This is a genomic window from Pectobacterium nicotianae (assembly GCF_023272715.1).
Taxonomy (GTDB): Bacteria; Pseudomonadota; Gammaproteobacteria; order Enterobacterales; family Enterobacteriaceae; genus Pectobacterium; species Pectobacterium brasiliense.
Genome location: NZ_CP096821.1, coordinates 1,765,045 through 1,787,284, shown reverse-complemented (window position 1 = coordinate 1,787,284; position 22,240 = coordinate 1,765,045). Strand labels below are relative to the sequence as shown.

Genomic DNA, 22,240 nt, shown 5'->3' with positions numbered 1-22,240 from the left:
AGAGCAGATGAAAACCCAGTCACCGCTGGTTACACTACGCGAACTGGCGCAGAAGGACGTTGAGAAAGCAGCAGGCCAGTTGGGGCAAGTGCGTCAGGCACATCAACAGGCCGAGCAGCAGCTCAATATGCTGTTAAACTATCAGGATGACTATCGTCAAAAATTGAACTCGACGATGTCCTCTGGTATGGCGAATAATAGCTGGCAAAATTATCAGCAGTTCATCCGAACGCTGGACAGTGCAATTGAGCAACATAGACAACAGCTCTCGCAGTGGACATCACGTTTAGATTTAGCAATGAAGACCTGGCAAGAAAAACAGCAGCGCTTGAACGCATTTGAAAAACTGCAGGATCGCGAACTGACAAGACAGCTTGCCAAAGAGAATAAAATAGAACAAAAACAAATGGATGAATTTGCCCAACGGGCCTCACAGAGGAAAACAGAATCATGAATCTGTCCGCATTACCTATAGCTACCACTGCCAGTGATACAAGCAGTTCTTCTGCTTCATTACTGACACAGGGTGAGCTGCCAAAAGATTTTGTTGATCTGTTGAGCAAACGCATATCACAAGTAGCCGATACTTCGGGTAAAAAAACGCTCGATAAAGTAGACGAAGAAGCCCTGTTAAGCGCATTAGGGAAAGATAATGCTTCGCTTAACCGTGACGATTTAAATGCCCTGCTTTCTTCTTTCAGTTCTCTTACGGGAGCAACGATTACAGCAGGTAAGCAAAACCCAGAAATTGTAGGGCAGGCGAAGTTTAAGAATCTGGATAAAGAAGAGAGTGGCAGCAAGACAGATGACGCTATCGCCATGCAGGCTCTGCTTGCCATGTTGCAGACAACGCCGCTTTCTACACAACCTGCCACTGATAATATTGCAGCGAACGCCGTAAACGCAGGGTTAACGATTCCAGGACTCATTGACGCTAAACGCCAGAATGAGGCATCCGCATCAGTACTAAACAATACGGGTGAAAGTGCTAAAGGCACACTGGCAAAATTGCTCGACGCTTCAGTGACCTCAGATAAAGATGCAGGCATATCACGCGATCTGCATCATGCAGCCAAGCAAACCTCATCAACAACAACCGAGTCTGCTGATGAGGCTGCAAAGTTTGCGCTAACGACGCCAAACTCCCTTGCGGGCGATCGCAATGTGTCTGAATCAGTCTCTGCATTGGGCAACGGCGCGTCTCAAACAACGCCACCGGTCGCACAGGCTATGCATATTCAGCCGGCATCAGTGGGAACGACCACGCCAGCCCCTCAGGCAGCGAGTGCTCAACTGAACGCACCATTTGGTTCACCGCAATGGCAAGACACATTGGGCCAGCAAATCATTATGTTCAGCCGTAATGGTCAACAGACCGCAGAATTACGTTTGAACCCACAGGAATTGGGTGCACTGCACATCAGTCTAAAAATCGATGATAACCAGGCTCAAATTCATCTGGCTTCAGCAAACAGTCAGGTTCGCTCAGCTTTGGAAGCTGCGCTGCCCCACCTGCGTAATGCGATGGCAGAGAGCGGAATTAACCTTGGCCAGAGCAGCGTAGGCAGTGATTCTTCTGCCTGGCAGCAGCAAATGGCGGGTAATAACAACGATGGCAATAACCGTGGCCCGTCTTACCAACAACAATTTGGCCATTCATCAGAAAGCACAAGTGAATTGTTAGACGTACCAGAACAGTTAAGATCAATGGCATCATCCGTCAACGGCGTTGATATCTTTGCCTGAAAGTGAAGTAAACGAATAAGTTAGCACGATTTTCCCTGCCTATTCTCTGTATTGAACATTGCAATAGGCAGGATAATCATCGACATTACGCATTTATTTATTGTTGGTTTAATCCGGCAGTAAATATCGATAAGTAACGGGAACTATCTTTGGCTATGTCTGATATGCAAGTTCGACCAGGACGTAAACGGTCTATTTGGCTAATACTACTGATTATCGTTGCTCTCGCTGCAACTGGTGCTGCGGGCGCCGCCTGGTGGCTATTAAATCAGAAAAACGCAGCAACGGCTGAGCAGGAAGCACCGCCACCGCCAGAGCCTGTTTTCATGCCACTGGATACCTTTACCGTTAATCTCGTCAATGCAGATAATGACCCTGACCGCGTGTTGTATGTGGGATTCACGTTGCGTTTACCAGATGAAGCCACGCGTACACGGTTTACTAATTATCTGCCAGAAGTTCGCAGCAGACTGTTATTACTGCTTTCTCGTCAGGACGCGATTGCGCTTGCCAATGAGCAAGGTAAACAGAAGCTGATAGAGCAAATTAAGCAAGTGCTAAGCCCACCATTAGTTCCTGGTCAACCTAACCAGGTCGTTACTGATGTTCTGTTCACGGCCTTTATACTGCGGTAACCATTATGGGCGATAGCATTCTTTCACAAGCAGAAATTGATGCATTATTAAATGGCGACAGCGGCGATAGCGACGCTGATGCGAATGCGTCGTCAAAAGCGGATGGGGGCGTCAAGCCCTATGATCCGAATACTCAACGACGTGTTATCCGCGAGCGTTTACAGGCATTAGAAATCATTAATGAGCGTTTTGCGCGTCAATTCCGTATGGGATTGTTTAACCTGTTACGCCGTAGTCCTGATATCACTGTCGGTGCGATCAAGATCCAACCTTATCATGAGTTTGCCAGGAACCTTCCCGTACCGACAAACCTGAATCTGATTCACTTAAAACCGCTACGTGGTACCGCATTATTTGTATTTTCACCAAGCCTGGTATTTATCGCCGTAGATAACCTATTCGGCGGTGATGGGCGCTTCCCGACAAAAGTTGAAGGGCGTGAATTTACCCATACAGAGCAGCGTGTCGTTAAGCGTATGTTGCGCCTTGCTCTGGAGGCTTATGGTGAAGCCTGGAATGCGATTTACAAACTTGACATCGAATACGTGCGTTCAGAAATGCAGGTCAAGTTTACCAACATCACGACGTCACCTAATGATATCGTCGTGACGACACCGTTTCATGTTGAGATCGGTTCGCTGACTGGTGAATTTAACATCTGTATTCCTTTTTCAATGATCGAACCACTGCGTGAATTGCTCGCGAATCCACCATTGGAAAACTCACGTCAGGAAGATCAGAGCTGGCGGGACACCTTAGCCAAGCAGGTACAGCATTCCGAATTGGAATTGGTTGCAAGCTTTGTTGATATTCCGCTGCGACTCTCCAAGATTCTGAAGCTACAGCCCGGTGATGTCCTACCGATCGACAAACCTGACAAAATCGTTGCTCATGTTGACGGCGTGCCCGTGCTGACCAGCCAATATGGCACATTAAACGGGCAATATGCCCTACGTGTTGAACATTTGATTAACCCTATATTGAATTCTCTGGATAACGAGGAACAGCCCCATGAGTGACACCAAGAAACCGTCCGACGACAAGGAATCAGTGGACGATCTGTGGGCTGATGCATTTAACGAGCAGCAGGCTGCAGAAAAACCGGCCGCGACAACGGAAGGCATTTTTAAGTCGCTAGACGGGCATGATCCGCTGGGTGCTCTGCAGGATATCGACCTGATTTTGGATATTCCTGTCAAACTCACCGTTGAGCTTGGCCGGACCAAAATGACGATCAAAGAGTTACTGCGGTTGACTCAGGGCTCCGTTGTTGCACTTGATGGCTTAGCAGGTGAACCGTTGGATATCCTGATCAATGGCTATCTGATCGCCCAAGGCGAGGTTGTTGTTGTATCTGACAAGTACGGTGTCCGTATTACAGATATCATTACGCCATCCGAACGTATGCGCCGCCTGAGTCGTTAATGGCAATAGCCTCGATATCATCTCCGGCCCCAGTAGCAAGTCAGCAGTCAACACTTGTTACTGAGCCACCACTTACCGGCAGCATGTTACTGACACAGGTTGGTAGCGTGCTAGCTGGTATTTTATTATTTATTCTGCTGATTGCCTGGCTGGCTCGCAAACTCGGTTTTGCTCCCCAAGCCAAGCAAAACAAGTTGTTAAAAGTCGTATCCAGTTGCCCTGTCGGGCAGCGTGAACGTGTCGTTATTGTAGAAGTTGATAATACCTGGTTGGTGTTAGGTGTTACGGCTCAGCAAATCACGCCGCTGCATACGCTTCCAGCACAACCAACCAACGACAGTTCCTCAACTGGTGACACCAAGCCGGTAGATTTCAATCAACTGTTAAAGAAAGTTTTAAAGCGTCCGGAAAAATCGGAATGAGTGCCTTGCCTAATTATTTTCGTATCACCGCCCTGCTTCGCACACTGCGTTACGGTTTAGCCATCGGTTTATTGTTCATGGCGCCATCGGTATGGGCACAGCTTCCCGGTATTGTGACGCAACCTCTGCCTAACGGTGGACAGAGCTGGACGTTATCCGTACAGACGCTGGTTTTACTCACGTCATTAACGTTTATTCCTGCTGCATTATTAATGATGACCAGCTTCACCCGAATCATCATTGTACTGAGCTTGTTACGTAACGCTCTGGGTACCCCAACCGCACCACCGAACCAGGTATTGCTAGGATTAACGCTTTTCCTGACATTTTTTGTCATGTCGCCCGTATTAAACCGCGTTTATGACGAAGCTTATCTTCCCTTCAGTCAGGATCAAATCAGTATGGAAGTCGCCATCGAACGTGGCGCGGAACCCGTGCGTGAGTTCATGTTGCGGCAAACCCGGGAAACCGATCTGGCGTTATTTACCCGACTGGCAGAAATCCCAGAGATTCAGGGACCTGAAGCGGTGCCCATGCGTGTACTTCTCCCCGCATTTGTGACAAGTGAGCTAAAAACTGCTTTCCAAATTGGTTTCACCGTGTTTATCCCTTTCCTCATCATTGACCTCGTTGTTGCCAGCGTATTGATGGCGCTAGGGATGATGATGGTTCCTCCGGCAACTATTTCATTGCCTTTTAAACTCATGCTTTTCGTATTAGTCGATGGCTGGCAGCTGCTACTCGGTTCATTAGCCCAGAGTTTTTATAGTTAGACGAATAGAGGAATGCGACTATGACACCAGAATCGGTGATGGCGCTTGGCTATGAGGCAATGAAGGTAGCATTGGCGTTGGCGGCGCCTCCGTTGATGGCAGCACTGCTCAGCGGGCTGCTTATTAGTCTCCTGCAGGCAGCCACTCAGATAAACGAAATGACGCTATCGTTTATCCCTAAAATCCTAACGGTCTTCTTCACCTTAGTGATCGCTGGCCCTTGGATGTTAAACCTCATGCTGGACTATATGCGTACGCTATTCGGCCAGTTACCTAACATTATTGGGTAAGCATGCTGACGTTTAACAGTTGGGACATGGTGAATTGGGTTAGCCAGTTTTTTTGGCCCTTTGTCAGAATTCTTGCGCTGATCAGTACCGCACCTGTCTTTAACGAAAGAGCGATTGGTAATCGGGTAAAGATCGGTCTGGGCGCGCTGATTACCCTACTCGTTGCGCCTTATTTACCGTTAAACACTACGCCTATTTTTTCCGTCGCAGGTGTATGGCTCTTAATACAGCAAATACTTATCGGCGTTACGCTCGGTCTGTCAATGCAGTTAGCATTTGCCGCTATTCGCCATGCTGGCGAACTCATTGGCTTACAAATGGGACTCGCTTTTGCGACCTTCTTTGATCCCACTGGCGGCCCGAATATGCAGGTAGTCGCCCGTTTCCTGAATATTCTCGCAATCCTACTGTTCTTAACCTTTGATGGGCACCTCTGGATGATTTCGCTATTAGCAGATAGTTTCTATACTCTGCCCATCAGCGCCAACCCTATCAACAGCCATGCATTTCTCGCTCTTGCGCGTGCCGGCGGGTTAATTTTTATTAATGGATTGATGCTGGCGCTGCCAATCATAACCCTATTGCTGACCATCAACCTGGCATTAGGTATGCTTAACCGCGTCGCCCCCCAACTCTCGGTATTTGTCGTTGGCTTTCCTATTACCCTTACGGTGGGAATCATGACGCTAGGTTTATTACTTCCACTGGTCCCCCCCTTCGCAGAGCATTTATTCAGCGAAGTATTCGATTTACTCGCTGATATTCTCACTCAGCTAGCAAGCTCTTAGCCGTTCCCTATATAAATCCGTAGTGGTCGAAGTGAGGCCAATACGATACCAGGCGCATATATTTATTCCCCATTTAACATCCTTACAGTTTGCTACTGTAGTTCGTCGTATGGCTATATGAAGCTGTAATTTTTGCCAGATCGCGCCAGGAAAGTGCATCAGGCTGCGATGTACTAAAACAGTCCATGCACTAAAACAATAGGTGTTATATAAAAGAGAATGTCAGAGGGAATTGAGGATGTTGGGGGAATAAAAAATGGCATGTCATCCATTCAATATAATGAAAGGAGTGACACGCCTAAAAAATACGCCCGGTTTAAGCGTATTCAAACCGTAAAGTAGTATAGAAAAATATCGTCTATGACTACTATCTCATCTGGAATAACGACATTCCTTGCATATTCTGGAAAGCCGTATAAGAGGCCTGCAAAGAAGACTGCTGCATGATGTAGGATGAAATCGCCTCATACCAGTCAGTATCTTGTAATTGCGACAGCGCTGTCTTATTCGCTACATCACGGTCTTTACCCACTGCATCGAGATTATCAATCTCATTGAGCTGGATACCCAACTCTGCACGAACGGCTGAAATATTATTAAATGAATTGTTTAAACCGCGGTTTGCAGTTTCTAACGCCGCTGCAACACTGGCTTTTGTTGTATCATTCGCACCATCGAGCGGGGTTTCAAGCGCTTTAATTGCAATGTCTAGTGTTTCAAATAAGTCGGACTGAATACTACCATCCGGCTCTTTCTTAGCATCGCCCGTCACGCCATTGAAGACCGTAGAGCCAACATGGCTAACCGTCATATCTCGAGCGGCATCGACACGCTGTGAAATGGCCTGATATCCGCCCTTATATTCAATACCTGCGGCACCTTCAACAAAGGGGACCTTATCCGTTTCATAGCCAGAAAAAATATAGTTACCATTACCATCAGTACTGTTAGCCATATTCAGCAATTCGGCTTTCATACCGCGAAGGGCAGTCGCGACCGATTTCCGGTCATCATCATTCAATACACCGCCACCTTTGATGACTTCGGTCAATGCGCTGCTAATGGTGTTAGTACTTTTACTCAGAATAGATTCTTCCAGAGACATACTTTGCTTGGCAAAGGTACGCGCCAGCGTGTACTGACCATTCTCCGACTGTGCCTGGCCAAGCATAATCGCACTGGCCGCGGCTATCGGATCATCTGATGGATTTACAACGCGTTTGCCGCTTGACAGCTGCTCACCCGTTTTTTGCCACGTGGCCTGACCATTAATAATGCCTTGCATATTCTGCTGGTACATCATGCTAGTACTTAAGCGCATGGTATCAATTCCTCTTTCTTAAATGGTCAAACTAGCTACGGGCCGCTAAAAGGGCATCAAATATGGATTGTGCTGTTTTGATGACCTGAGCATTTGCCATGTAGTATTGCTGATAACGCATCAGATCGCCGTATTCTTCATCCAGGTTCACACCGGATACGGACTGTTGTTCTGCTGTCAGTTGCTTAACAACGTTTTGCTGAGATGTATTATTTATCTTCAGGGTGCTGGTTTGGTTACCAATCGCACCGACCAGGCTGGCATATGCCCCGGAGACGCTGGCCTTTCCACCCACAATTTTCTCATTTTGTAGGGCAAGTAGAGCCTTGGCGTTGGTATTATCACTCACGCCGCCAAACACGGGATTACCACTTCCATCCAAAACTGGGGCACCATTTTCATCAAGCTTAACGGATGCCGCCGCAATTTTATTAGGATCGGAAACAGCTACTGCCATATCGATAATGACATCATTAACTGGCTTAAGCAGGAAGCTGTCATTCGTTGCAGGTGTGCCTGTGATAGCCATTTTGACGCCATCAAAGTTCAGGCTGTTATCTGAGGTATCCACCGCCGCCGTGAATTTTGAATTATCAGACAAGCGTGTTACTTGCCAATTAGCGCCATCGTATTTAATCGAATAATTAGTTGCCTGCACATCTTTAGTATCGGTGTAAGACGGAGTTAACACCGCGTTACCCGCATTTTTGCTGTCGTTCAGAACTACAGCCTTACCAAAGGAGAAGAAATCGCCGCCTTTAACACCATTACGATCATAACCTTGCTGATGCTGAGTATTAAACGCATCAGCAAATGCCAGCGCTAGCTGCCCTAACTGGCCACGAGCTTCATCTAGCGTTTCAGTACGGAAAGAAAGCAAGCCGCCTAATGAACCGCCAGTTAACGTACTCTCATTTAATGAGACCACATCGTTTGTCTGGTCTTTATATCCAATAGTCAGACGCGTTGGATCATTGCTTGAACCGATGGCTACAAGCTCATTGCTTGTTCCAGCCTGAACCAGATTGGTACCATTTTTCAATGCTACGTTATAGATGATTCCATCCTGAACGGTAACCTCAACGCCGACCAATTTGTTCAGCTGATCGACAAGAACATCACGTTGATCAAGCAAATCATTAGGCATTGTGCCGCTATTCGCGCCCATTAGCTTCGTGATTTCATTATTTAAAGACGCAATCTGATCGGTATACGTATTAACTTGACCGACAATACTTTGAATCTGAGTATTCAGCCCGCTGTCCATGTCACGCAAATATTTATCTGTGACTTTAAATTGGTTTACCAACCCTTCAGCTTTGCCCAGTACGGTCTGGCGAGTCGACGAGTCGCCCGCGTTGCTGGTAAGGTTTTGCAGGTTCGAAAAGAACCCCTGAATCGTTGATGACAGGCTCGTTGTGCTGCTAGCCAACAGGTTATCAATCTTGGAAATTTGCTCGTAGTAAGCAGAAACCGAGCTGCTTGTCGTTTGCGCCGCACGCAGCTGATTGGTAATGAATTCATTGTACTGGCGATTAATGCTAACAACATTGACACCGTTACCAATATACCCAGCAGATGTGCTGCTGCTAATAGCCTGCTCAAGTATCGCATTCTGCCGACTATAGCCAGTGACAGCCTGATTACTAATGTTGTTACTCACTGTACTCAGCGCAACCTGTGCACCTTTTAAGCCACTCATCGCGGTGTTAATTAAATTGGACATAGGGTGTTGTTCCTTTTACACAGGCTTTTTTCGCCCTGCGCGATTAACCAAATGCTGAAAGCAGCAAATACGCTACATAAGTTAATTACTTTATCGGTCAGGATGCGCAAATCTTGAATAAAAAATTAAAATAGCCGACTCAAATCGTGAGTGTAAGCTTTCGCCACTTTCTCACCAGAACTCTTCATTTGCTGGATCATACTAACCAGCTTCTGGGCATATTGTGGATCCGTTGCATAACCTGCCTTTTGTAAGGCATGAGCCGCTTGCTCAGCCGTTCCAGCGCTCATCACCGCAGAGTAGCGTGGGTTATTGGTGAGTAACTTCACATAGTCGCCAATAGCCTCAATATAGGAATCGTATACCCTGAAGCTGGCTTTTACTTTTTTGGCTACGCCTTGCTCATACTCTGTCGTCGTTATCTCCGTTGTCGGCCCATTCCAGCTACTGCCAGCTTTGATACCGAACAGATTATGACTTGGACGCCCGTCCTCGGTAGGGATTTCACGTTGGCCCCAGCCAGATTCAAGCGCTGCCTGAGCGATGATAAGGTGATGAGGTATACCGCTATGCTGGCTGGCAATCTGAGCAGGTAAGGAAATCTGAGACACAAAATTACTATTGGATAGCGGTAACGCTGAACCCGTAGTGGGCAATTTGGGCAGCGCTTTACGTACCATCTGTTCCACTGCAGCCGTTGGCATGCTTTTGAGCACATCACCATCGAATGTTAATGGAACAGAGGGAACAGCAGCTTTAGCCGCCGTAGCCTCTGGGGATTGTCGGGTCAATTGCTCAACCATAACATCCGCGAGCCCAAGCCCCTTGCCCTTAGTTGAGATCTCTTGAGCAATTTGCTGGTCATACATTGAGGTATACAGACGCGTCTGATCGCTGTTGAAGAGCCCGTCCTGCGGAATCGCAGAACGCATGCTTTTCATCATCAATTGTACAAACACGCCTTCCATTTGTTGCGCAACCGCTCTAATACCCTCTTTACTTTGAGGATTACCTGAAACCTCACGTTTCAGCGTGTTTAGAGACTGCGCATCATAGGCCGCATTATTCAGCGTCTGTATATCACTCATCAGATAATTTCCAGTTTGGCACGCAAGCAACCTGCGCTTTGCATCGCCTGCAGAATAGACATCAGCTCCATCGGTGTCGCGCCCAGAGAATTCAGTGCACGCACGACATTGTTGAGGTTGGCGCTGGAATTGACTCGTTGCAAAGCACCGCCTGCTTGCTGAACCGAGATCTCTGTCTGCGGTGTTACAACCGTCTGACCACCACCAAATGGGGTATTAGGTTGGCTGACGTTGGCCTGCTGATTGATTGTCACAGAAAGGTTACCCTGGGCGATAGCACAGCTATCCAGCGTAACATCGCGATTCATCACGACAGAGCCGGTACGAGAATTAATAATGACCTTGGCATCTTGAATACCGACGTTGACTTCAATATTTTGGATATCGGCCAAAAAACGAACCTGAGAGCTGTTGCCGTGTGGGGCAAGAACCTGAATAGTACGAGAATCAAGCGGGCTTGCGGTACCGCCGTACCCAGAGCGGTTGATCGCGTCACTCACCTTCTGCGCCATCGAAAAATCGTCGTTTTTCAACTGCAGCATTATCGTATTTGACGTACCAAACGTGCTAGGCAACTCTCTCTCGATGACGGCACCATTGCTGATTCTGCCGCCGGCAAGCTGGTTAACCTGAACACTGCTTCCACCGGCAGAAGCGCCAGCACCACCAACCAAAACGTTACCCTGAGCAAGGGCATAGACCTGGTTATCGACCCCTTTCAATGGGGTCATTAACAGCGTTCCGCCGCGCAGGCTCTTCGCGTTACCGAGTGATGACACCACGACATCAATATTTTGGCCTGTTCTGCCAAAAGGCGGAAGTTCCGCCGTTACCATCACCGCCGCCACATTCTTCAACTGCATGTTGGTTCCAGCAGGAACGGTAATTCCCAACTGGGAAAGCATGTTAGTTAAGCTTTGCGTCGTAAACGGCGTCTGCATGGTCTGGTCACCAGAACCATCGAGACCAACGACTAAACCATAACCAATTAACGCATTACCGCGTACGCCCTGGATATTCACCAGATCGCGAATTCTCTCTGCCGACGCAGGAGCAATATTCAGCGTCAGTAACGTCAGCAGTACAGTGAAAAATGATGCAATCCGCATGGCAGGCCTCTTAAGCTTAGAACGGAGAAACATTGAGGAAGAACCGCTGTAACCAGCCCATGTTTTGCGCTTCGTTAATATAGCCATTACCGACATATTCAATGCGCGCATCCGCAACCTGGGTTGATGGTACCGAGTTGTTACCGCTAATGGTTCTCGGATTAACTACCCCAGAGAAACGGATAAACTCTGTTCCCTGATTAATTGCAATTTGTTTTTCGCCAACGACCTGTAGATTGCCATTAGCTAATACCTGACCAACCGTAACGGTAATCGTACCACTGAAGGTGTTGTTCGCATTCGCACCACCTTGCCCAGTGAAGTCATTCGTTCCTGTCGCATTCAGCGACGCACGATTATTACCCAACGGCCCGTCAAGATAACGCGGTACCACGGTTGCACCGAACGTTGACGAACCATTACGAGCAGCATTGGCTGACGAGCTTTTACTGGCGCTCACATTTTCCTGCAGCACAATCGTCAATGTGTCGCCAATATTACGTGGGCGACGATCCTCAAACATCGGCTGGTAGCCATAATTCATCGGCTGTACAGTTTGGAAAATAGAGCCATTAGGACCCGCTAATACGGGCGATCCAGGCTGAGCAGTCGTAGGCCCAGTGACAACTTTATCATGCGGAATATAGGCGCAACCGTTAAGTGCTAACATCGCGATCAATGCCAACAGACGGTGTCGGCGGAGTGGTTTGATAACCGACTTTGCATTCATTATCACTGCGGATATCGCCTTAAATTAATCTATTTCACATATTCACGGGGTAAATCAAAACCATACTAGCCCACTCATCGGGTGCTTATGGTCATCATTACCCCGTTAAACACTGTCTACATTGCTACTATCAGGAGCCAGAACACCCGCTCCTGAAATTAGCGGGTTACCCATTACAGTTGGGTCAATTTCTGCAACATTTGGTCAGAAGAAGAAATTGCTTTACTGTTGATTTCGTAAGCACGCTGAGTCTGAATCATCGATACCAATTCCTCTGCCACGTTGACGTTGGAGGTTTCGACATATTTCTGATACAGCAGACCTGCGCCATTCAAACCTGGGTTCGTTTCATTTGGCGCACCAGAACTCGCCGTTTCCAGGTACAGGTTCTCACCAATGCTTTCAAGGCCGCTATCGTTAATAAAGGTTGTCAGCGTCAACTGGCCAATCTGGTTTGTTGCCGCCTGTCCCTGCACTTTAACGCTGACAATACCGTCACGGCCGATATTCAGTTCTGTTGCATTCGCCGGAACAGTAATAGCAGGCTGAACCTGATAACCGCTAGACGTTACTAACTGGCCGTTACCATCAAGCTGGAAGGCACCGTCACGCGTGTAAGCCGTTGTCCCATCAGGCAACTGGACCTGAAAGAATCCCTGACCTTTAATCGCAACGTCTTTAGAGTTGCCCGTTTCGGAAAAGGTCCCTTGAGTATGAATACGCTCTGTTGATACCGGACGAACACCCGTACCTAATTGCAAGCCGGACGGTAGCATGGTTTGCTCTGAAGATTGAGCTCCGGGTTGACGAATTGTTTGATACATCAAGTCTTCAAATACCGCACGCTGACGCTTGAAACCATTGGTGCTGACGTTTGCCAAGTTATTGGAAATAACGTCCATATTGGTTTGCTGAGCATTCAAGCCGGTTTTTGCAATCCACAAAGAACGGATCATTTATTCACTCCTGTGCGCACTCGGCGCTTAACCCATTGCTAATATCTGATTAGCGCGTTGTGCATTATCGTCGACGCTGCTAATGATTTTCATCTGCATTTCAAAGCGACGAGCATTGGCAATCATATCGACCATCGTATCGACCGTGTTCACATTACTGCCCTCGATCACACCCGGCATAATACGCACGGTAGGATCGTTTTGCAGAACATTACCACGTTGTTGCTGAGCCTGTTGCGTCAAGCGGAATAATCCGTCATCGGACCGCTCAACTTCTTGTCCGGTAGCCTTAACAAGCTTCAAACGCCCCAACTGGGCAATCGTATTCGGAGGATCCCCAGCATTAAGTGCAGAAATCGTACCATCAGGAGAAATGCTGATCTGAGCCTGCGGCGGCACATCAATCGGCCCGCCATCGCCCATCACAACACGCCCCTGAATAGTCAACTGCCCATCAGCGTTGATCTCCATATTACCATTACGGGTGTACGCTTCACCGCCATCAGCTGTTTGTACTGCCAGCCAACTCTCTTTCGGTAAAGCGACATCCATTGCACGGCCAGTATAATTCATCACGCCTTCAGTCATATCAGCGCCAGGCGTTGAAGCGACAACCAACGTTCGGGTAGGCAGTGTCAACCCATTTACCGGTACAGCACGCAGTGCGGAAAGCTGTGCCCGGAAACCCGGCGTTGAGGCGTTAGCCAAGTTGTTCGCAGTAATTGCCTGCTTTTCCAATGACTGACTCGCGCCACCCATTGCCGTATAAATCGCGTGATCCATGCAATGTCCCCGTTAGGATAATTAACGCAGGCTAACCAACGTTTGCAGAATGGAATCCTGCGTTTTGATAGTTTGTGCGTTTGACTGGTAGTTACGCTGCGCAACAATCATGCTGACCAGCTCTTTACTCAGGTCAACGTTTGAACTTTCGGTAGATTTGCCGATCAGTTTACCCAGACTTCCGGTACCTGCCAGACCAATGACAGCCTGACCAGAGCTCGCAGTTTCAGACCAGGCGTTATCCCCTTCAGGCGATAAACCTTCTGGGTTGGCAAAGCTAGCCAGCAGGATCTGACCCAGCGCCTGCTTCTGACCGTTACTGTAGTTACCTTCGATCGTGCCGTCGTCATTAATAGCAAAACCTGTCAGCGATCCTGGAGCGAAACCGTTCTGGGTTGGGCTCTTATAGCTGTATTCCGTGTTTTGCTGCACGCTACCAGTCAAATTGAGGGTGAATGTGCCTGTAGCAGCACCATTCGTCCCAACAAGGTTGATAGTAAAAGGCGTGTGGGCGGTCGCACCAGTAGAACTTAATGCACCGTTCGCTCCAAAATTCAACGTCCCCGCATTTTGATACGTGGCTGGAGTTATGGAGTCATCCTTAGCATACGTCTGCCATGTATTGTTTGCCGTTTTAACAAAATACAGGGTGAAGTTATGCACGTTACCCTGGCTATCATAGGTTGTTAGTGCAGTTTTACTGTTGTAGGTGCCTTCCGCACCAGGCGTTGTAGCCCAGGCGTTTGTGGGAATCGGGTCTGAAGATTTCAGGTTAGCCTTAATTGATGCAACTGTCGTTGCGCTCGCCAGCATGTCTCCATCAGGAACAGTCAATGGTACTGGATCGGCACCTGTTTGCACCGTTGGCGGCGTGCCAGCGACCGGATAACCCGTCAGTTGCATACCTTGTGCGTTGACGATATTACGACCGTTCAGCATGAACTGACCATTACGGCTGTAATAAGTCGAGCCATTGGTGTCTTGCAGACGGTAAAAACCACCGCCGCTAATCGCAATATCCAGGTCTCGTGAGGACGAAGTCACAGTACCGTTACCAAAATCCTGCAATACAGATGCAACCTTCACACCCATACCGACTTTAGAGCCCGCAAACATATCAGCAAATGTGACGGTCCCGGATTTAAAACCCACTGTCGCTGAGTTAGCGATGTTATTACCAATAACATCCAGGTTATTAGATGCCGCGTTTAAACCACTGACCGCCTGAGAAAAACCCATGTCGCTCTCCAGAGAATTGATTAAGTCATATTCCAGATAGTGAGTTTTACTGGAATAACATGAAATTTATACCGTTACAGAATCTGCCGGACATCGTCCATAGTGGCTCTGCCGCGCAGTCCTAAATCCAGCAATGCACCGTTCTCGCCGCGAACGACACTATTTACAACCGCATAGCTCAGTGGCTGAACAACTTGCTGTGCGCCGCCGGTACTGGCAGCAACAGTGAAGGTATAAGCCCCATCAGGCGCAACCGTGCCATCAGAAAGTTTACTATCCCAGTTGAATGAGTGAACCCCAGCTGAAAGCGTGCCCAGTTCGATCGTGCGAACAGCTTTACCTGTTGCATCGTTAACGGTGACGGTAACCGTCTCTGCTGCTTTTTCCAGTTCCACGCCAAAGGGGGTACTGGTTTCTTTACCAACAAGAATGTCTTTTCCAGGGATCATGACACTGTGACCAATCAGCGTTGTTGCCTGCATGGATTGGTTGTTATTGATCTGACCAGAGATAGAGCCCAATGTGGTATTTAACTTCTCAATACCGCTGACCGTATTAAGCTGAGCAAGTTGGCTGACCAACTGATCGTTGCTCATCGGATTTGTCGGATCCTGATTCTTCAACTGTGCAACCAGAAGTGTCAGAAACTGATTCTGTAGGTCAGCACCGCTGTTTTTCTCTACCGTCGTTGTCGGCGAAGTACTCGACGTGCTCTGTGTTCTCGTTGCCGAGGACGTATCATTAATTGTTACAGACACTATTTCGTCTCCCGATTATTGCCCGATCGTTAACGTCTTCAGCATCATCGATTTTGTCGTATTCAACACTTCGACGTTTGCCTGATAACTGCGCGATGCAGAAATGGTGTTTACCATCTCAGCCACTGGGTCAACATTCGGCATGCGAACGTATCCCTGCCCATCAGCCAGCGGATTGCCCGGTTCGTAAACCAGACGAGCAGGTGATGGATCTTCAATAACATTGGAAACGCGTACGCCACCTGTAGACTGCCCCGGAGCGGCATTCACTTCGAATACCACCTGTTTGGCGCGATAAGGCTCGCCATCAGGGCCCGTCACGCTGTCTGCGTTAGCCAGGTTACTGGCGCTCACATTCAGACGCTGAGATTGCGCAGAAAGCGCGGAGCCTGAGATTTCGAATATATTTAATAACGACATGAATCTTTACCTTCCTATCGCGCTACGATCACGAACCTGACTGCAGGACTGACATCATGCCTTTAATCTGTCCACCCAGAACGGTCAGGCTGGATTGATATTTCAGGCTATTATCGGCAAAATTAGTGCGTTCGCGGTCCATATCGACCGTATTGCCATCCAACGCAGGCTGATCGGGTACGCGATAAAGCAAATCAAGTTCCGGCGGCTGAAAATTCTGTGCCGGTATATGCCGTACAGATGTGGTCTTCAGCGCGATACCCGTACCGTTCACCCGCCCTTGCTCCATCGTTTTACTGAGCTGGCTGGCAAAATCGATATCCCTGGCCTGATAGCCTGGCGTATCCGCATTAGCAATATTCGCGGCCAGAATTTCCTGCCGCTGGGCACGCAAGTTCAACGCTTCCTGCTGAAACCGCAACGAGGCGTCTAATTTATCAAGCATGCTCCCTCCGCAAGTTAGAATTTGGAGTGAGTAGGATAATTCTCATGATGACTATGCCATCGAACGAATAGACACCAAATGCAGCGCTATTTATTGCCTTAACCTCACGCTGACATCGTTACACTTAATGCCCGATATAATCAGGATCAGGAGAGCCGAACAGGAATGAAAACAATACATTATTACTTCTATCTGGCGGCGTCCTGTTTTATCACCCTTTGTGCCCCTGTCAATGCGAACGACCTTCCTGCACAGATCAATCAATTTTTTGCCTCACGCTTTCAGGGAAGCACGAATACCGTAAACGTTGTGGTAAAATCGCCAGAATCGCAATGGCCACAGTGCGAAGCGCCGCAAATCACGCTGCCTGGAAATACAAAAATGTGGGGTAATGTGAGCCTGTCCGTGCGTTGCGGACAACAGCGTCGCTTCATTCAAACAGAGGTTCAGGTAACTGGGAATTATGTCACCAGTGCACGGCTTATAAATCGTGGAACCACGCTGACGGAAAAAGACATTCGTTTGACAAAAGGCAGGCTCGATTTATTACCGTTGCGCCCTATACTGACGTTACCAGGCGCAGAGGGCGCAGTCCTTTTGCGCGATCTTACACCCGGACAGGTTATTACCGCGTCTATGATCAGACGTGCCTGGGTCGTAAAGGCCGGTCAGTCAGTGCAAATTATCGCCCAAGGGGAAGGCTTCACAATTAATGGCGAAGGGAAAGCCATGAACAACGCGGCAGCCGGACAAGCGGTCAGAGTCAGAACGGCAAATGGACAAATAGTCAGCGGAATCACAAACGAAGATGGGATTATTCTGATCTCACAGTAATTAATTAAAGATTTGCTCATGTTTGCCGATGATAGTTACAGAGTCATTACTGATGACGTTTTAAAATTGAACACCGATGTGATGAACATTCTGTAACACATTGATGATTAACCATTTATCCTCAAATCAGAGGGATGTATTATGAGTATTGATCGCACCCAGTCACTGAAGCCGGTCAGTCAAGTTCAGCAACGCGAATCTGCCGATGTCGCTAAAGCTAAACGTAAACAAGCTGAAGCTCAGTCTGAAGTTAGCGCAACACAGGTAAAACTGAGCGACGCGCAGGCAAAATTGATGCAACCGGGTACGCAGGACATCGACATGAACCGCGTTGAAACCTTAAAGCAGGCAATTCGTGATGGCTCACTTAAAATTGATGCCGGAAAAATCGCAGATGCGCTGCTTAAAGAGACGCAGGATTTTTTAGCAGGTAATTAATAGTTATGGAAAATCTGCAAGCGATTTTAGATCAACTGCTGAGCAACCTACGTGAGCTCGATGTTGTTATGTCCGAAGAGCAAACCCTACTTTGCGCTGGCCATATTAATAGCATCGCGCTGCAACAGGTAACAGAGAAGAAAACGTCTTTGCTGGCGACGATGCAGCATTTGGAAACGCAGCGTCATGCAACTGAATCTACTCTTAAGCTACAAGCCCCTTATGACGGTATTGAAAAGCTGTCGACTTACTGGCAGCAAGTGCAAGAGTTAACCAGACGTTTGAATGACCAGAATCAGCACAATGGTCTTCTGCTTAGCCGGCATATTGCCTACACGAACGAAGCCATCAACATATTGAAGCCCCGTCATGGTCAGGGATTGTATGGCCCAGACGGTCAGTCGAAAGGTGTAACAGTTGGCGGTAGGAAAATAACATTCTAAAAGTCTCTGCGCTTTAGGCAGAGACTTTTGTTTATCTAAACAGCCACTTAGAAAACTACTTATAATTCACCGCAATATCGATCGTACGCACACTGAAAGTGTGATTAACACGGCCATTCCCTTCAATGTAGTATACAAAACGAAACTCATTATTAGCCGCTAATCCGTCAAATGCTTGAGTTTGCCCGTCACCACTTCCGTCTAAGTCAACACAGCGCTGCGGGGATTGTGAACACAATTTCACAACAAGCCCTACTGGTATCGCTGAATCAATCACTTGCCGCCAATATATTGTCGTAATCATTTCATCTGGATTAACGGCTATGTTAGGAACAAAAGCTGACGTCGTAACCATTTCGCCACGATGATCAAGTTTTATTCCCGGCATACTTCCGTTCCAACTACCTGGCGTCGCGATAGCACAGAGCGGGAATGCCAGCACGACTGCAGCCAGAGAATGCATCGTCTTCCTCACTTCTGAGCTTCCCCTATCACTGATGTCATACGAATCTGGCGATGATCGCTGATTTCTAAATTAGAAAGTACGGCCATGTTTGGCAGGCTACGGTGCAGGAATCGGGCAAGTAAAGCGCGCAAAGCATGGTTCACAAGCAGAACCGGTGGAGCACCCAACATTTCCTGCCGCTGTAGCGCTTGTTTCGCCTGTTCAAGCAAGCGATCGGCAAGACCCGGCTCGAGGCCACCGCCGCCTTGAAGCGCCTGTAACAGAAGGCGTTCCAATGAACCTTCCAAACCGATAACCTGAAGTTCACTGTCTCCTGGGAACCACTGCTGGGTAATCGCACGTCCCAGAGCAACCCTAACCACTGTAGTGAGTTCATAAGGATCTGGTTGCACCGGCGCATGTTCAGCCAATGTCTCCATGATGGTACGCATATCCCTAATCGAAACCCTCTCGCTAAGCAAATTCTGCAAGACCTTATGCAAGGTCGTTAACGTCACTACGCCCGGAATGAAATCTTCTGTCAGTTTTGGCATTTCCTGCGCAACGCGATCCATCAGCTGCTGAGCTTCCTGCCGTCCAAACAGTTCACTGGCATGCAATGCAATTAAGTGGTTCAGGTGCGTTGCTACTACGGTACTTGCCTCTACGACCGTGAACCCTTGAGCTTGAGCTTGATCTTTGAGAGCATTATCAATCCAGACCGCCGGCAGCCCAAACGCCGGATCCTGCGTGATATCTCCAGACAAAGAGCCAACCGCATTGCCTGGGTTGATCGCCATCCAACGACCAGGATGAGCCTCACCGCTACCCACCTCAACACCTTTCATCAATATGCGATAGCTGGCAGGCTGAAGTTCCAAATTATCCCGGATATGAACCACTGGCGGTAAGTATCCCATTTCCTGGGCAAACTTCTTCCTGATACTACGAATCCTGCCCAGCAACTCGCCATCTTGCTGCGCGTCAACCATTGGGATTAATCGATAGCCAACTTCCATACCCAGCGGATCTTCAAGCTGTACGTCAGACCAGCTGGCTTCAACAACCTGATGCTTCTCCATTGATGCTGGTATAGGTTGCATCACGGGTTCTTTCTGCTGTTCTCCACGCATCCACCAGGCAAGCCCTAACAAAGATGCTGTAAATAACAGAAAGACAAAATTGGGCATTCCAGGAACCAGACCAATAAGTCCAATAACCGCCGCACTCAGCACCATCACTCGTGGGTTATTGAATAGCTGGGTGACCATCTGCTGGCCAACGTCCTGATCGGTACTCACACGAGTAACAATGACACCCGCTGCGGTAGAAATAATCAGAGCAGGAATCTGGGCAACCAAACCATCACCGATAGTAAGCAGCGTATAGCTTTCTGCGGCCTGCCCTACCGGCATGTTGTGCTGGACAACACCGACGATTAATCCACCAACGATGTTGATGACCATGATAATCAGTCCGGCGACAGCGTCACCGCGCACGAATTTACTGGCACCGTCCATTGAGCCGTAGAAGTCTGACTCTTGGGTGACTTCAGCACGGCGCTTTTTCGCTTCTTCTTCACCAATGATCCCAGCATTAAGATCGGCATCGATCGCCATCTGTTTGCCTGGCATACCATCCAACACAAAGCGGGCACCGACTTCAGCAATACGTCCAGCACCTTTGGTGATAACCATGAAGTTGATTAAGACAAGGATGATAAAGACTACGATACCAATGGCAAAATTTCCGCCTACCAGAAAGTGACCAAATGCCTCAACAACTTTACCTGCGGCGGCCGTCCCCGTATGTCCTTCCAGCAAAATGATACGGGTAGAAGCAACGTTGAGCGAAAGACGCAATAACGTAGAAAACAGCAGAATCGTAGGAAACGCAGCAAACTCCAGCGTCCGCTGCGTAAACATTGCAACCAGCAATACCATGATGGACAGTGCAATGTTAAAGGTAAATAACAGATCCAGAATGAATGGCGGCAGCGGCAATACCATCATGGAAAGTATCAGCAGGATCAGTATTGGTCCGGCTAATATTTGCCATTGGGTACCTTTCATATTACTCGGTAAACGAAGCAAAGAGGCCAAATTAGCCATCAGTAGTATTCTCTTTAGCAAAATCCAGTGCATCCGGCACTGGTAGATGTTTCGGTTTTCTAGGAATTAATCCACCTTCCCGCTTCCAGCGTTTCAGTTGATAAACCCAGGCTAAGACTTCTGCAACGGCGGCATATAGCGCAGCCGGAATATGCTGTCCGACCTCTGAATGGCGAAATAGCGCTCGCGCCAACGGAGGAGCTTCTAAAATAGGAACGCGATGTTCGGTCCCCAACTCACGAATACGCAACGCGATCTCACCAGCCCCTTTAGCCAACACTTTCGGCGCATTCATTTTTTTCTCATCATAACGTAATGCTACCGCATAATGCGTCGGGTTAGTGACTATCACATCAGCCTTAGGCACATCAGCCATCATTCTACGCTGAGCAATGGCTCTCTGCTGCTGACGAATACGGCCTTTAACATGCGGGTCACCTTCGCTCTGTTTATGCTCATCACGAATTTCCTGCTTGCTCATTCGTAACTTTTTGATGTGGCTCCAAACTTGCCAAAACACATCAAAAGCGACCATAGGAATGAGCCCCATGATGATAAGAAAACCACACATCACGGCCAGTTCCAGCGCATCCCCCATCGCCGCAATCGGCGCTTCGGATACCAGATGCAATATCGTCGGCCAGTTATGAATCAAGAACAAGGTACTAATGATCCCGACCATGACTGACTTCAATATTGCTTTGAAGAGCTCAGCCAGCGATTGGGCAGAAAACAATCGTTTCAGCCCGGAAATAGGATCTAATTTTTTGAAGTCAACCTTTAATGATTTGGTGCTAAATAATATCCCACCAAGCAGTAAAGGCGCAGACAACGCAACCAACACAGCCCCTAGCATAATGGGTATCAGCGCCGATGCAGCCTGACGCAGTAATGAACCAACATGCCGTAACATTTGGGTATCATCGCCAATCGTTGCGTAATCAAAATTTAACGACTGCGAGACAATTCTGGCCAATCGACCGGCCATGACTTCGCCTCCCATCCACAGAATAGCCAGGCCTGCGACCATCATCAGAACAGAAGTCAGCTCTCGCGATCGCGGGATCTGCCCTTCTTCACGCGCCTTCTCCTCTTTTTGGGGAGTGGGGGCTTCTGTTTTTTCTAGATCGCTATCTTCAGCCACTATGGCGTTCCTGTTACGACTTTCGGGATAGGAATTTGCTGCCTAGCATGACAAATACGAGAAAGTTTTATGGCTGGAACAACGAGAAAAACCCATGCTTCTTTAACGCATAGTAAGAATTAAGGGGAAGGGAAAAGCGAATTTAGCTATTTATGGCCATAAACCCTGGCC

Annotated in this window: 26 protein-coding genes; 12 read left to right on the top strand and 14 right to left on the bottom strand. The window is 48.2% G+C overall.

Going from position 1 to position 22,240, the window contains the following annotated elements; genetic code table 11:
• Positions 1 to 7 precede the first annotated feature (7 nt).
• From fliJ to fliR, 9 genes are all read left to right on the top strand, one after another.
• Complete coding sequence (gene fliJ, locus MYB54_RS08010; RefSeq protein WP_014915897.1) at positions 8 to 454, top strand: flagellar export protein FliJ; 447 nt, start codon at positions 8 to 10, stop codon at positions 452 to 454.
• A complete protein-coding gene (locus MYB54_RS08005) occupies positions 451 to 1,746 on the top strand; it encodes a flagellar hook-length control protein FliK (RefSeq protein WP_100016636.1) in 1,296 nt (431 codons plus the stop codon). Before fliJ ends, MYB54_RS08005 begins: the two co-directional genes overlap by 4 nt.
• A 155-nt stretch (positions 1,747 to 1,901) precedes the next feature.
• Entirely contained in the window at positions 1,902 to 2,381 is a 480-nt protein-coding gene (gene fliL / locus MYB54_RS08000) for a flagellar basal body-associated protein FliL (RefSeq protein ID WP_010279620.1), read from the top strand.
• Positions 2,382 to 2,386: 5 nt separating this feature from the next.
• A complete protein-coding gene (fliM, locus tag MYB54_RS07995) occupies positions 2,387 to 3,400 on the top strand; it encodes a flagellar motor switch protein FliM (RefSeq protein ID WP_010301682.1) in 1,014 nt (337 codons plus the stop codon).
• The gene (gene fliN / locus MYB54_RS07990) at positions 3,393 to 3,806 is read left to right on the top strand and encodes a flagellar motor switch protein FliN (protein WP_010279616.1); all 414 of its coding nucleotides are present in this window, start codon (positions 3,393 to 3,395) and stop codon (positions 3,804 to 3,806) included. Before fliM ends, fliN begins: the two co-directional genes overlap by 8 nt.
• Entirely contained in the window at positions 3,806 to 4,228 is a 423-nt protein-coding gene (gene fliO, locus MYB54_RS07985) for a flagellar biosynthetic protein FliO (protein ID WP_014915900.1), read from the top strand. The genes fliN and fliO overlap by 1 nt, the downstream gene beginning before the upstream one ends.
• Positions 4,225 to 5,001 carry a flagellar type III secretion system pore protein FliP gene (fliP, locus tag MYB54_RS07980; protein WP_010279611.1) on the top strand — a complete coding sequence of 259 codons (777 nt, stop codon included), beginning with the start codon at positions 4,225 to 4,227 and terminating at the stop codon, positions 4,999 to 5,001. The genes fliO and fliP overlap by 4 nt, the downstream gene beginning before the upstream one ends.
• Before the next feature lie 20 nt (positions 5,002 to 5,021).
• Positions 5,022 to 5,291, top strand: coding sequence for a flagellar biosynthesis protein FliQ (fliQ, locus tag MYB54_RS07975; protein WP_010279609.1), 270 nt, complete (start codon positions 5,022 to 5,024; stop codon positions 5,289 to 5,291).
• Between the two features lie 2 nt (positions 5,292 to 5,293).
• A complete protein-coding gene (gene fliR, locus MYB54_RS07970) occupies positions 5,294 to 6,079 on the top strand; it encodes a flagellar biosynthetic protein FliR (protein ID WP_010279590.1) in 786 nt (261 codons plus the stop codon).
• Between the two features lie 367 nt (positions 6,080 to 6,446).
• On the opposite strand, the gene flgL is transcribed toward fliR, so the two are convergent.
• From flgL to flgB, 11 genes are all read right to left on the bottom strand, one after another.
• Positions 6,447 to 7,400 (bottom strand): flagellar hook-associated protein FlgL, encoded by a 954-nt coding sequence (flgL, locus tag MYB54_RS07965; protein ID WP_014915902.1) that lies wholly within the window; start codon positions 7,398 to 7,400, stop codon positions 6,447 to 6,449.
• A 31-nt stretch (positions 7,401 to 7,431) separates the two neighbouring features.
• Positions 7,432 to 9,126, bottom strand: coding sequence for a flagellar hook-associated protein FlgK (gene flgK / locus MYB54_RS07960; RefSeq protein WP_039273444.1), 1,695 nt, complete (start codon positions 9,124 to 9,126; stop codon positions 7,432 to 7,434).
• A gap of 125 nt (positions 9,127 to 9,251) precedes the next feature.
• Positions 9,252 to 10,214: a flagellar assembly peptidoglycan hydrolase FlgJ gene (gene flgJ, locus MYB54_RS07955; protein ID WP_010279581.1), complete on the bottom strand. Its 963-nt coding sequence runs from the start codon at positions 10,212 to 10,214 to the stop codon at positions 9,252 to 9,254.
• Positions 10,214 to 11,323 carry a flagellar basal body P-ring protein FlgI gene (locus MYB54_RS07950; protein ID WP_039273442.1) on the bottom strand — a complete coding sequence of 370 codons (1,110 nt, stop codon included), beginning with the start codon at positions 11,321 to 11,323 and terminating at the stop codon, positions 10,214 to 10,216. Before MYB54_RS07950 ends, flgJ begins: the two co-directional genes overlap by 1 nt.
• A gap of 16 nt (positions 11,324 to 11,339) precedes the next feature.
• Positions 11,340 to 12,053 (bottom strand): flagellar basal body L-ring protein FlgH, encoded by a 714-nt coding sequence (gene flgH / locus MYB54_RS07945; protein WP_014915904.1) that lies wholly within the window; start codon positions 12,051 to 12,053, stop codon positions 11,340 to 11,342.
• 173 nt (positions 12,054 to 12,226) lie between these two features.
• Positions 12,227 to 13,009, bottom strand: a complete 783-nt coding sequence (gene flgG, locus MYB54_RS07940) for a flagellar basal-body rod protein FlgG (protein WP_014915905.1) — start codon at positions 13,007 to 13,009, stop codon at positions 12,227 to 12,229.
• A gap of 27 nt (positions 13,010 to 13,036) precedes the next feature.
• Positions 13,037 to 13,792, bottom strand: a complete 756-nt coding sequence (locus MYB54_RS07935) for a flagellar basal-body rod protein FlgF (protein ID WP_014915906.1) — start codon at positions 13,790 to 13,792, stop codon at positions 13,037 to 13,039.
• A 21-nt stretch (positions 13,793 to 13,813) separates the two neighbouring features.
• The gene (gene flgE, locus MYB54_RS07930) at positions 13,814 to 15,031 is read right to left on the bottom strand and encodes a flagellar hook protein FlgE (RefSeq protein WP_014915907.1); all 1,218 of its coding nucleotides are present in this window, start codon (positions 15,029 to 15,031) and stop codon (positions 13,814 to 13,816) included.
• Between the two features lie 74 nt (positions 15,032 to 15,105).
• Positions 15,106 to 15,789 carry a flagellar hook assembly protein FlgD gene (flgD, locus tag MYB54_RS07925; RefSeq protein WP_180788272.1) on the bottom strand — a complete coding sequence of 228 codons (684 nt, stop codon included), beginning with the start codon at positions 15,787 to 15,789 and terminating at the stop codon, positions 15,106 to 15,108.
• Between the two features lie 15 nt (positions 15,790 to 15,804).
• The gene (flgC, locus tag MYB54_RS07920; protein WP_010279553.1) at positions 15,805 to 16,209 is read right to left on the bottom strand and encodes a flagellar basal body rod protein FlgC; all 405 of its coding nucleotides are present in this window, start codon (positions 16,207 to 16,209) and stop codon (positions 15,805 to 15,807) included.
• A gap of 28 nt (positions 16,210 to 16,237) precedes the next feature.
• Complete coding sequence (gene flgB / locus MYB54_RS07915) at positions 16,238 to 16,654, bottom strand: flagellar basal body rod protein FlgB (RefSeq protein WP_010279550.1); 417 nt, start codon at positions 16,652 to 16,654, stop codon at positions 16,238 to 16,240.
• A gap of 165 nt (positions 16,655 to 16,819) precedes the next feature.
• Here flgB and flgA point away from each other — a divergent pair, with 165 nt between their 5' ends.
• From flgA to MYB54_RS07900, 3 genes are all read left to right on the top strand, one after another.
• Complete coding sequence (gene flgA / locus MYB54_RS07910; protein WP_039273432.1) at positions 16,820 to 17,488, top strand: flagellar basal body P-ring formation chaperone FlgA; 669 nt, start codon at positions 16,820 to 16,822, stop codon at positions 17,486 to 17,488.
• Positions 17,489 to 17,629: 141 nt separating this feature from the next.
• A complete protein-coding gene (gene flgM, locus MYB54_RS07905; RefSeq protein ID WP_014915911.1) occupies positions 17,630 to 17,926 on the top strand; it encodes a flagellar biosynthesis anti-sigma factor FlgM in 297 nt (98 codons plus the stop codon).
• Between the two features lie 5 nt (positions 17,927 to 17,931).
• Complete coding sequence (locus tag MYB54_RS07900) at positions 17,932 to 18,369, top strand: flagellar protein FlgN (protein WP_039285777.1); 438 nt, start codon at positions 17,932 to 17,934, stop codon at positions 18,367 to 18,369.
• Between the two features lie 55 nt (positions 18,370 to 18,424).
• Here MYB54_RS07900 and MYB54_RS07895 read toward each other — a convergent pair whose 3' ends face one another.
• Genes MYB54_RS07895 through flhB form a run of 3 tightly spaced genes read right to left on the bottom strand, consistent with a single transcriptional unit; the run spans position 18,425 to position 22,069 of the window.
• A complete protein-coding gene (locus MYB54_RS07895) occupies positions 18,425 to 18,832 on the bottom strand; it encodes a flagellar protein FlhE (protein WP_219606189.1) in 408 nt (135 codons plus the stop codon).
• Between the two features lie 8 nt (positions 18,833 to 18,840).
• Complete coding sequence (flhA, locus tag MYB54_RS07890; RefSeq protein ID WP_039285772.1) at positions 18,841 to 20,925, bottom strand: flagellar biosynthesis protein FlhA; 2,085 nt, start codon at positions 20,923 to 20,925, stop codon at positions 18,841 to 18,843.
• Positions 20,918 to 22,069: a flagellar biosynthesis protein FlhB gene (gene flhB / locus MYB54_RS07885; RefSeq protein ID WP_248721781.1), complete on the bottom strand. Its 1,152-nt coding sequence runs from the start codon at positions 22,067 to 22,069 to the stop codon at positions 20,918 to 20,920. The genes flhA and flhB overlap by 8 nt, the downstream gene beginning before the upstream one ends.
• Between the last annotated feature and the right edge of the window lie 171 nt (positions 22,070 to 22,240).

What these genes read in the sequence shown, in the direction of transcription:
- fliJ (WP_014915897.1), top strand. Translation starts at nt 8, where the DNA reads ATGAAAACCCAGTCACCGCTGGTTACACTACGCGAACTGGCGCAGAAG.
- MYB54_RS08005 (WP_100016636.1), top strand. Translation starts at nt 451, where the DNA reads ATGAATCTGTCCGCATTACCTATAGCTACCACTGCCAGTGATACAAGC.
- fliL (WP_010279620.1), top strand. Translation starts at nt 1,902, where the DNA reads ATGTCTGATATGCAAGTTCGACCAGGACGTAAACGGTCTATTTGGCTA.
- fliM (WP_010301682.1), top strand. Translation starts at nt 2,387, where the DNA reads ATGGGCGATAGCATTCTTTCACAAGCAGAAATTGATGCATTATTAAAT.
- fliN (WP_010279616.1), top strand. Translation starts at nt 3,393, where the DNA reads ATGAGTGACACCAAGAAACCGTCCGACGACAAGGAATCAGTGGACGAT.
- fliO (WP_014915900.1), top strand. Translation starts at nt 3,806, where the DNA reads ATGGCAATAGCCTCGATATCATCTCCGGCCCCAGTAGCAAGTCAGCAG.
- fliP (WP_010279611.1), top strand. Translation starts at nt 4,225, where the DNA reads ATGAGTGCCTTGCCTAATTATTTTCGTATCACCGCCCTGCTTCGCACA.
- fliQ (WP_010279609.1), top strand. Translation starts at nt 5,022, where the DNA reads ATGACACCAGAATCGGTGATGGCGCTTGGCTATGAGGCAATGAAGGTA.
- fliR (WP_010279590.1), top strand. Translation starts at nt 5,294, where the DNA reads ATGCTGACGTTTAACAGTTGGGACATGGTGAATTGGGTTAGCCAGTTT.
- flgL (WP_014915902.1), bottom strand. Translation starts at nt 7,400, where the DNA reads ATGCGCTTAAGTACTAGCATGATGTACCAGCAGAATATGCAAGGCATT.
- flgK (WP_039273444.1), bottom strand. Translation starts at nt 9,126, where the DNA reads ATGTCCAATTTAATTAACACCGCGATGAGTGGCTTAAAAGGTGCACAG.
- flgJ (WP_010279581.1), bottom strand. Translation starts at nt 10,214, where the DNA reads ATGAGTGATATACAGACGCTGAATAATGCGGCCTATGATGCGCAGTCT.
- MYB54_RS07950 (WP_039273442.1), bottom strand. Translation starts at nt 11,323, where the DNA reads ATGCGGATTGCATCATTTTTCACTGTACTGCTGACGTTACTGACGCTG.
- flgH (WP_014915904.1), bottom strand. Translation starts at nt 12,053, where the DNA reads ATGAATGCAAAGTCGGTTATCAAACCACTCCGCCGACACCGTCTGTTG.
- flgG (WP_014915905.1), bottom strand. Translation starts at nt 13,009, where the DNA reads ATGATCCGTTCTTTGTGGATTGCAAAAACCGGCTTGAATGCTCAGCAA.
- MYB54_RS07935 (WP_014915906.1), bottom strand. Translation starts at nt 13,792, where the DNA reads ATGGATCACGCGATTTATACGGCAATGGGTGGCGCGAGTCAGTCATTG.
- flgE (WP_014915907.1), bottom strand. Translation starts at nt 15,031, where the DNA reads ATGGGTTTTTCTCAGGCGGTCAGTGGTTTAAACGCGGCATCTAATAAC.
- flgC (WP_010279553.1), bottom strand. Translation starts at nt 16,209, where the DNA reads ATGTCGTTATTAAATATATTCGAAATCTCAGGCTCCGCGCTTTCTGCG.
- flgB (WP_010279550.1), bottom strand. Translation starts at nt 16,654, where the DNA reads ATGCTTGATAAATTAGACGCCTCGTTGCGGTTTCAGCAGGAAGCGTTG.
- flgA (WP_039273432.1), top strand. Translation starts at nt 16,820, where the DNA reads ATGAAAACAATACATTATTACTTCTATCTGGCGGCGTCCTGTTTTATC.
- flgM (WP_014915911.1), top strand. Translation starts at nt 17,630, where the DNA reads ATGAGTATTGATCGCACCCAGTCACTGAAGCCGGTCAGTCAAGTTCAG.
- MYB54_RS07900 (WP_039285777.1), top strand. Translation starts at nt 17,932, where the DNA reads ATGGAAAATCTGCAAGCGATTTTAGATCAACTGCTGAGCAACCTACGT.
- MYB54_RS07895 (WP_219606189.1), bottom strand. Translation starts at nt 18,832, where the DNA reads ATGCATTCTCTGGCTGCAGTCGTGCTGGCATTCCCGCTCTGTGCTATC.
- flhA (WP_039285772.1), bottom strand. Translation starts at nt 20,925, where the DNA reads ATGGCTAATTTGGCCTCTTTGCTTCGTTTACCGAGTAATATGAAAGGT.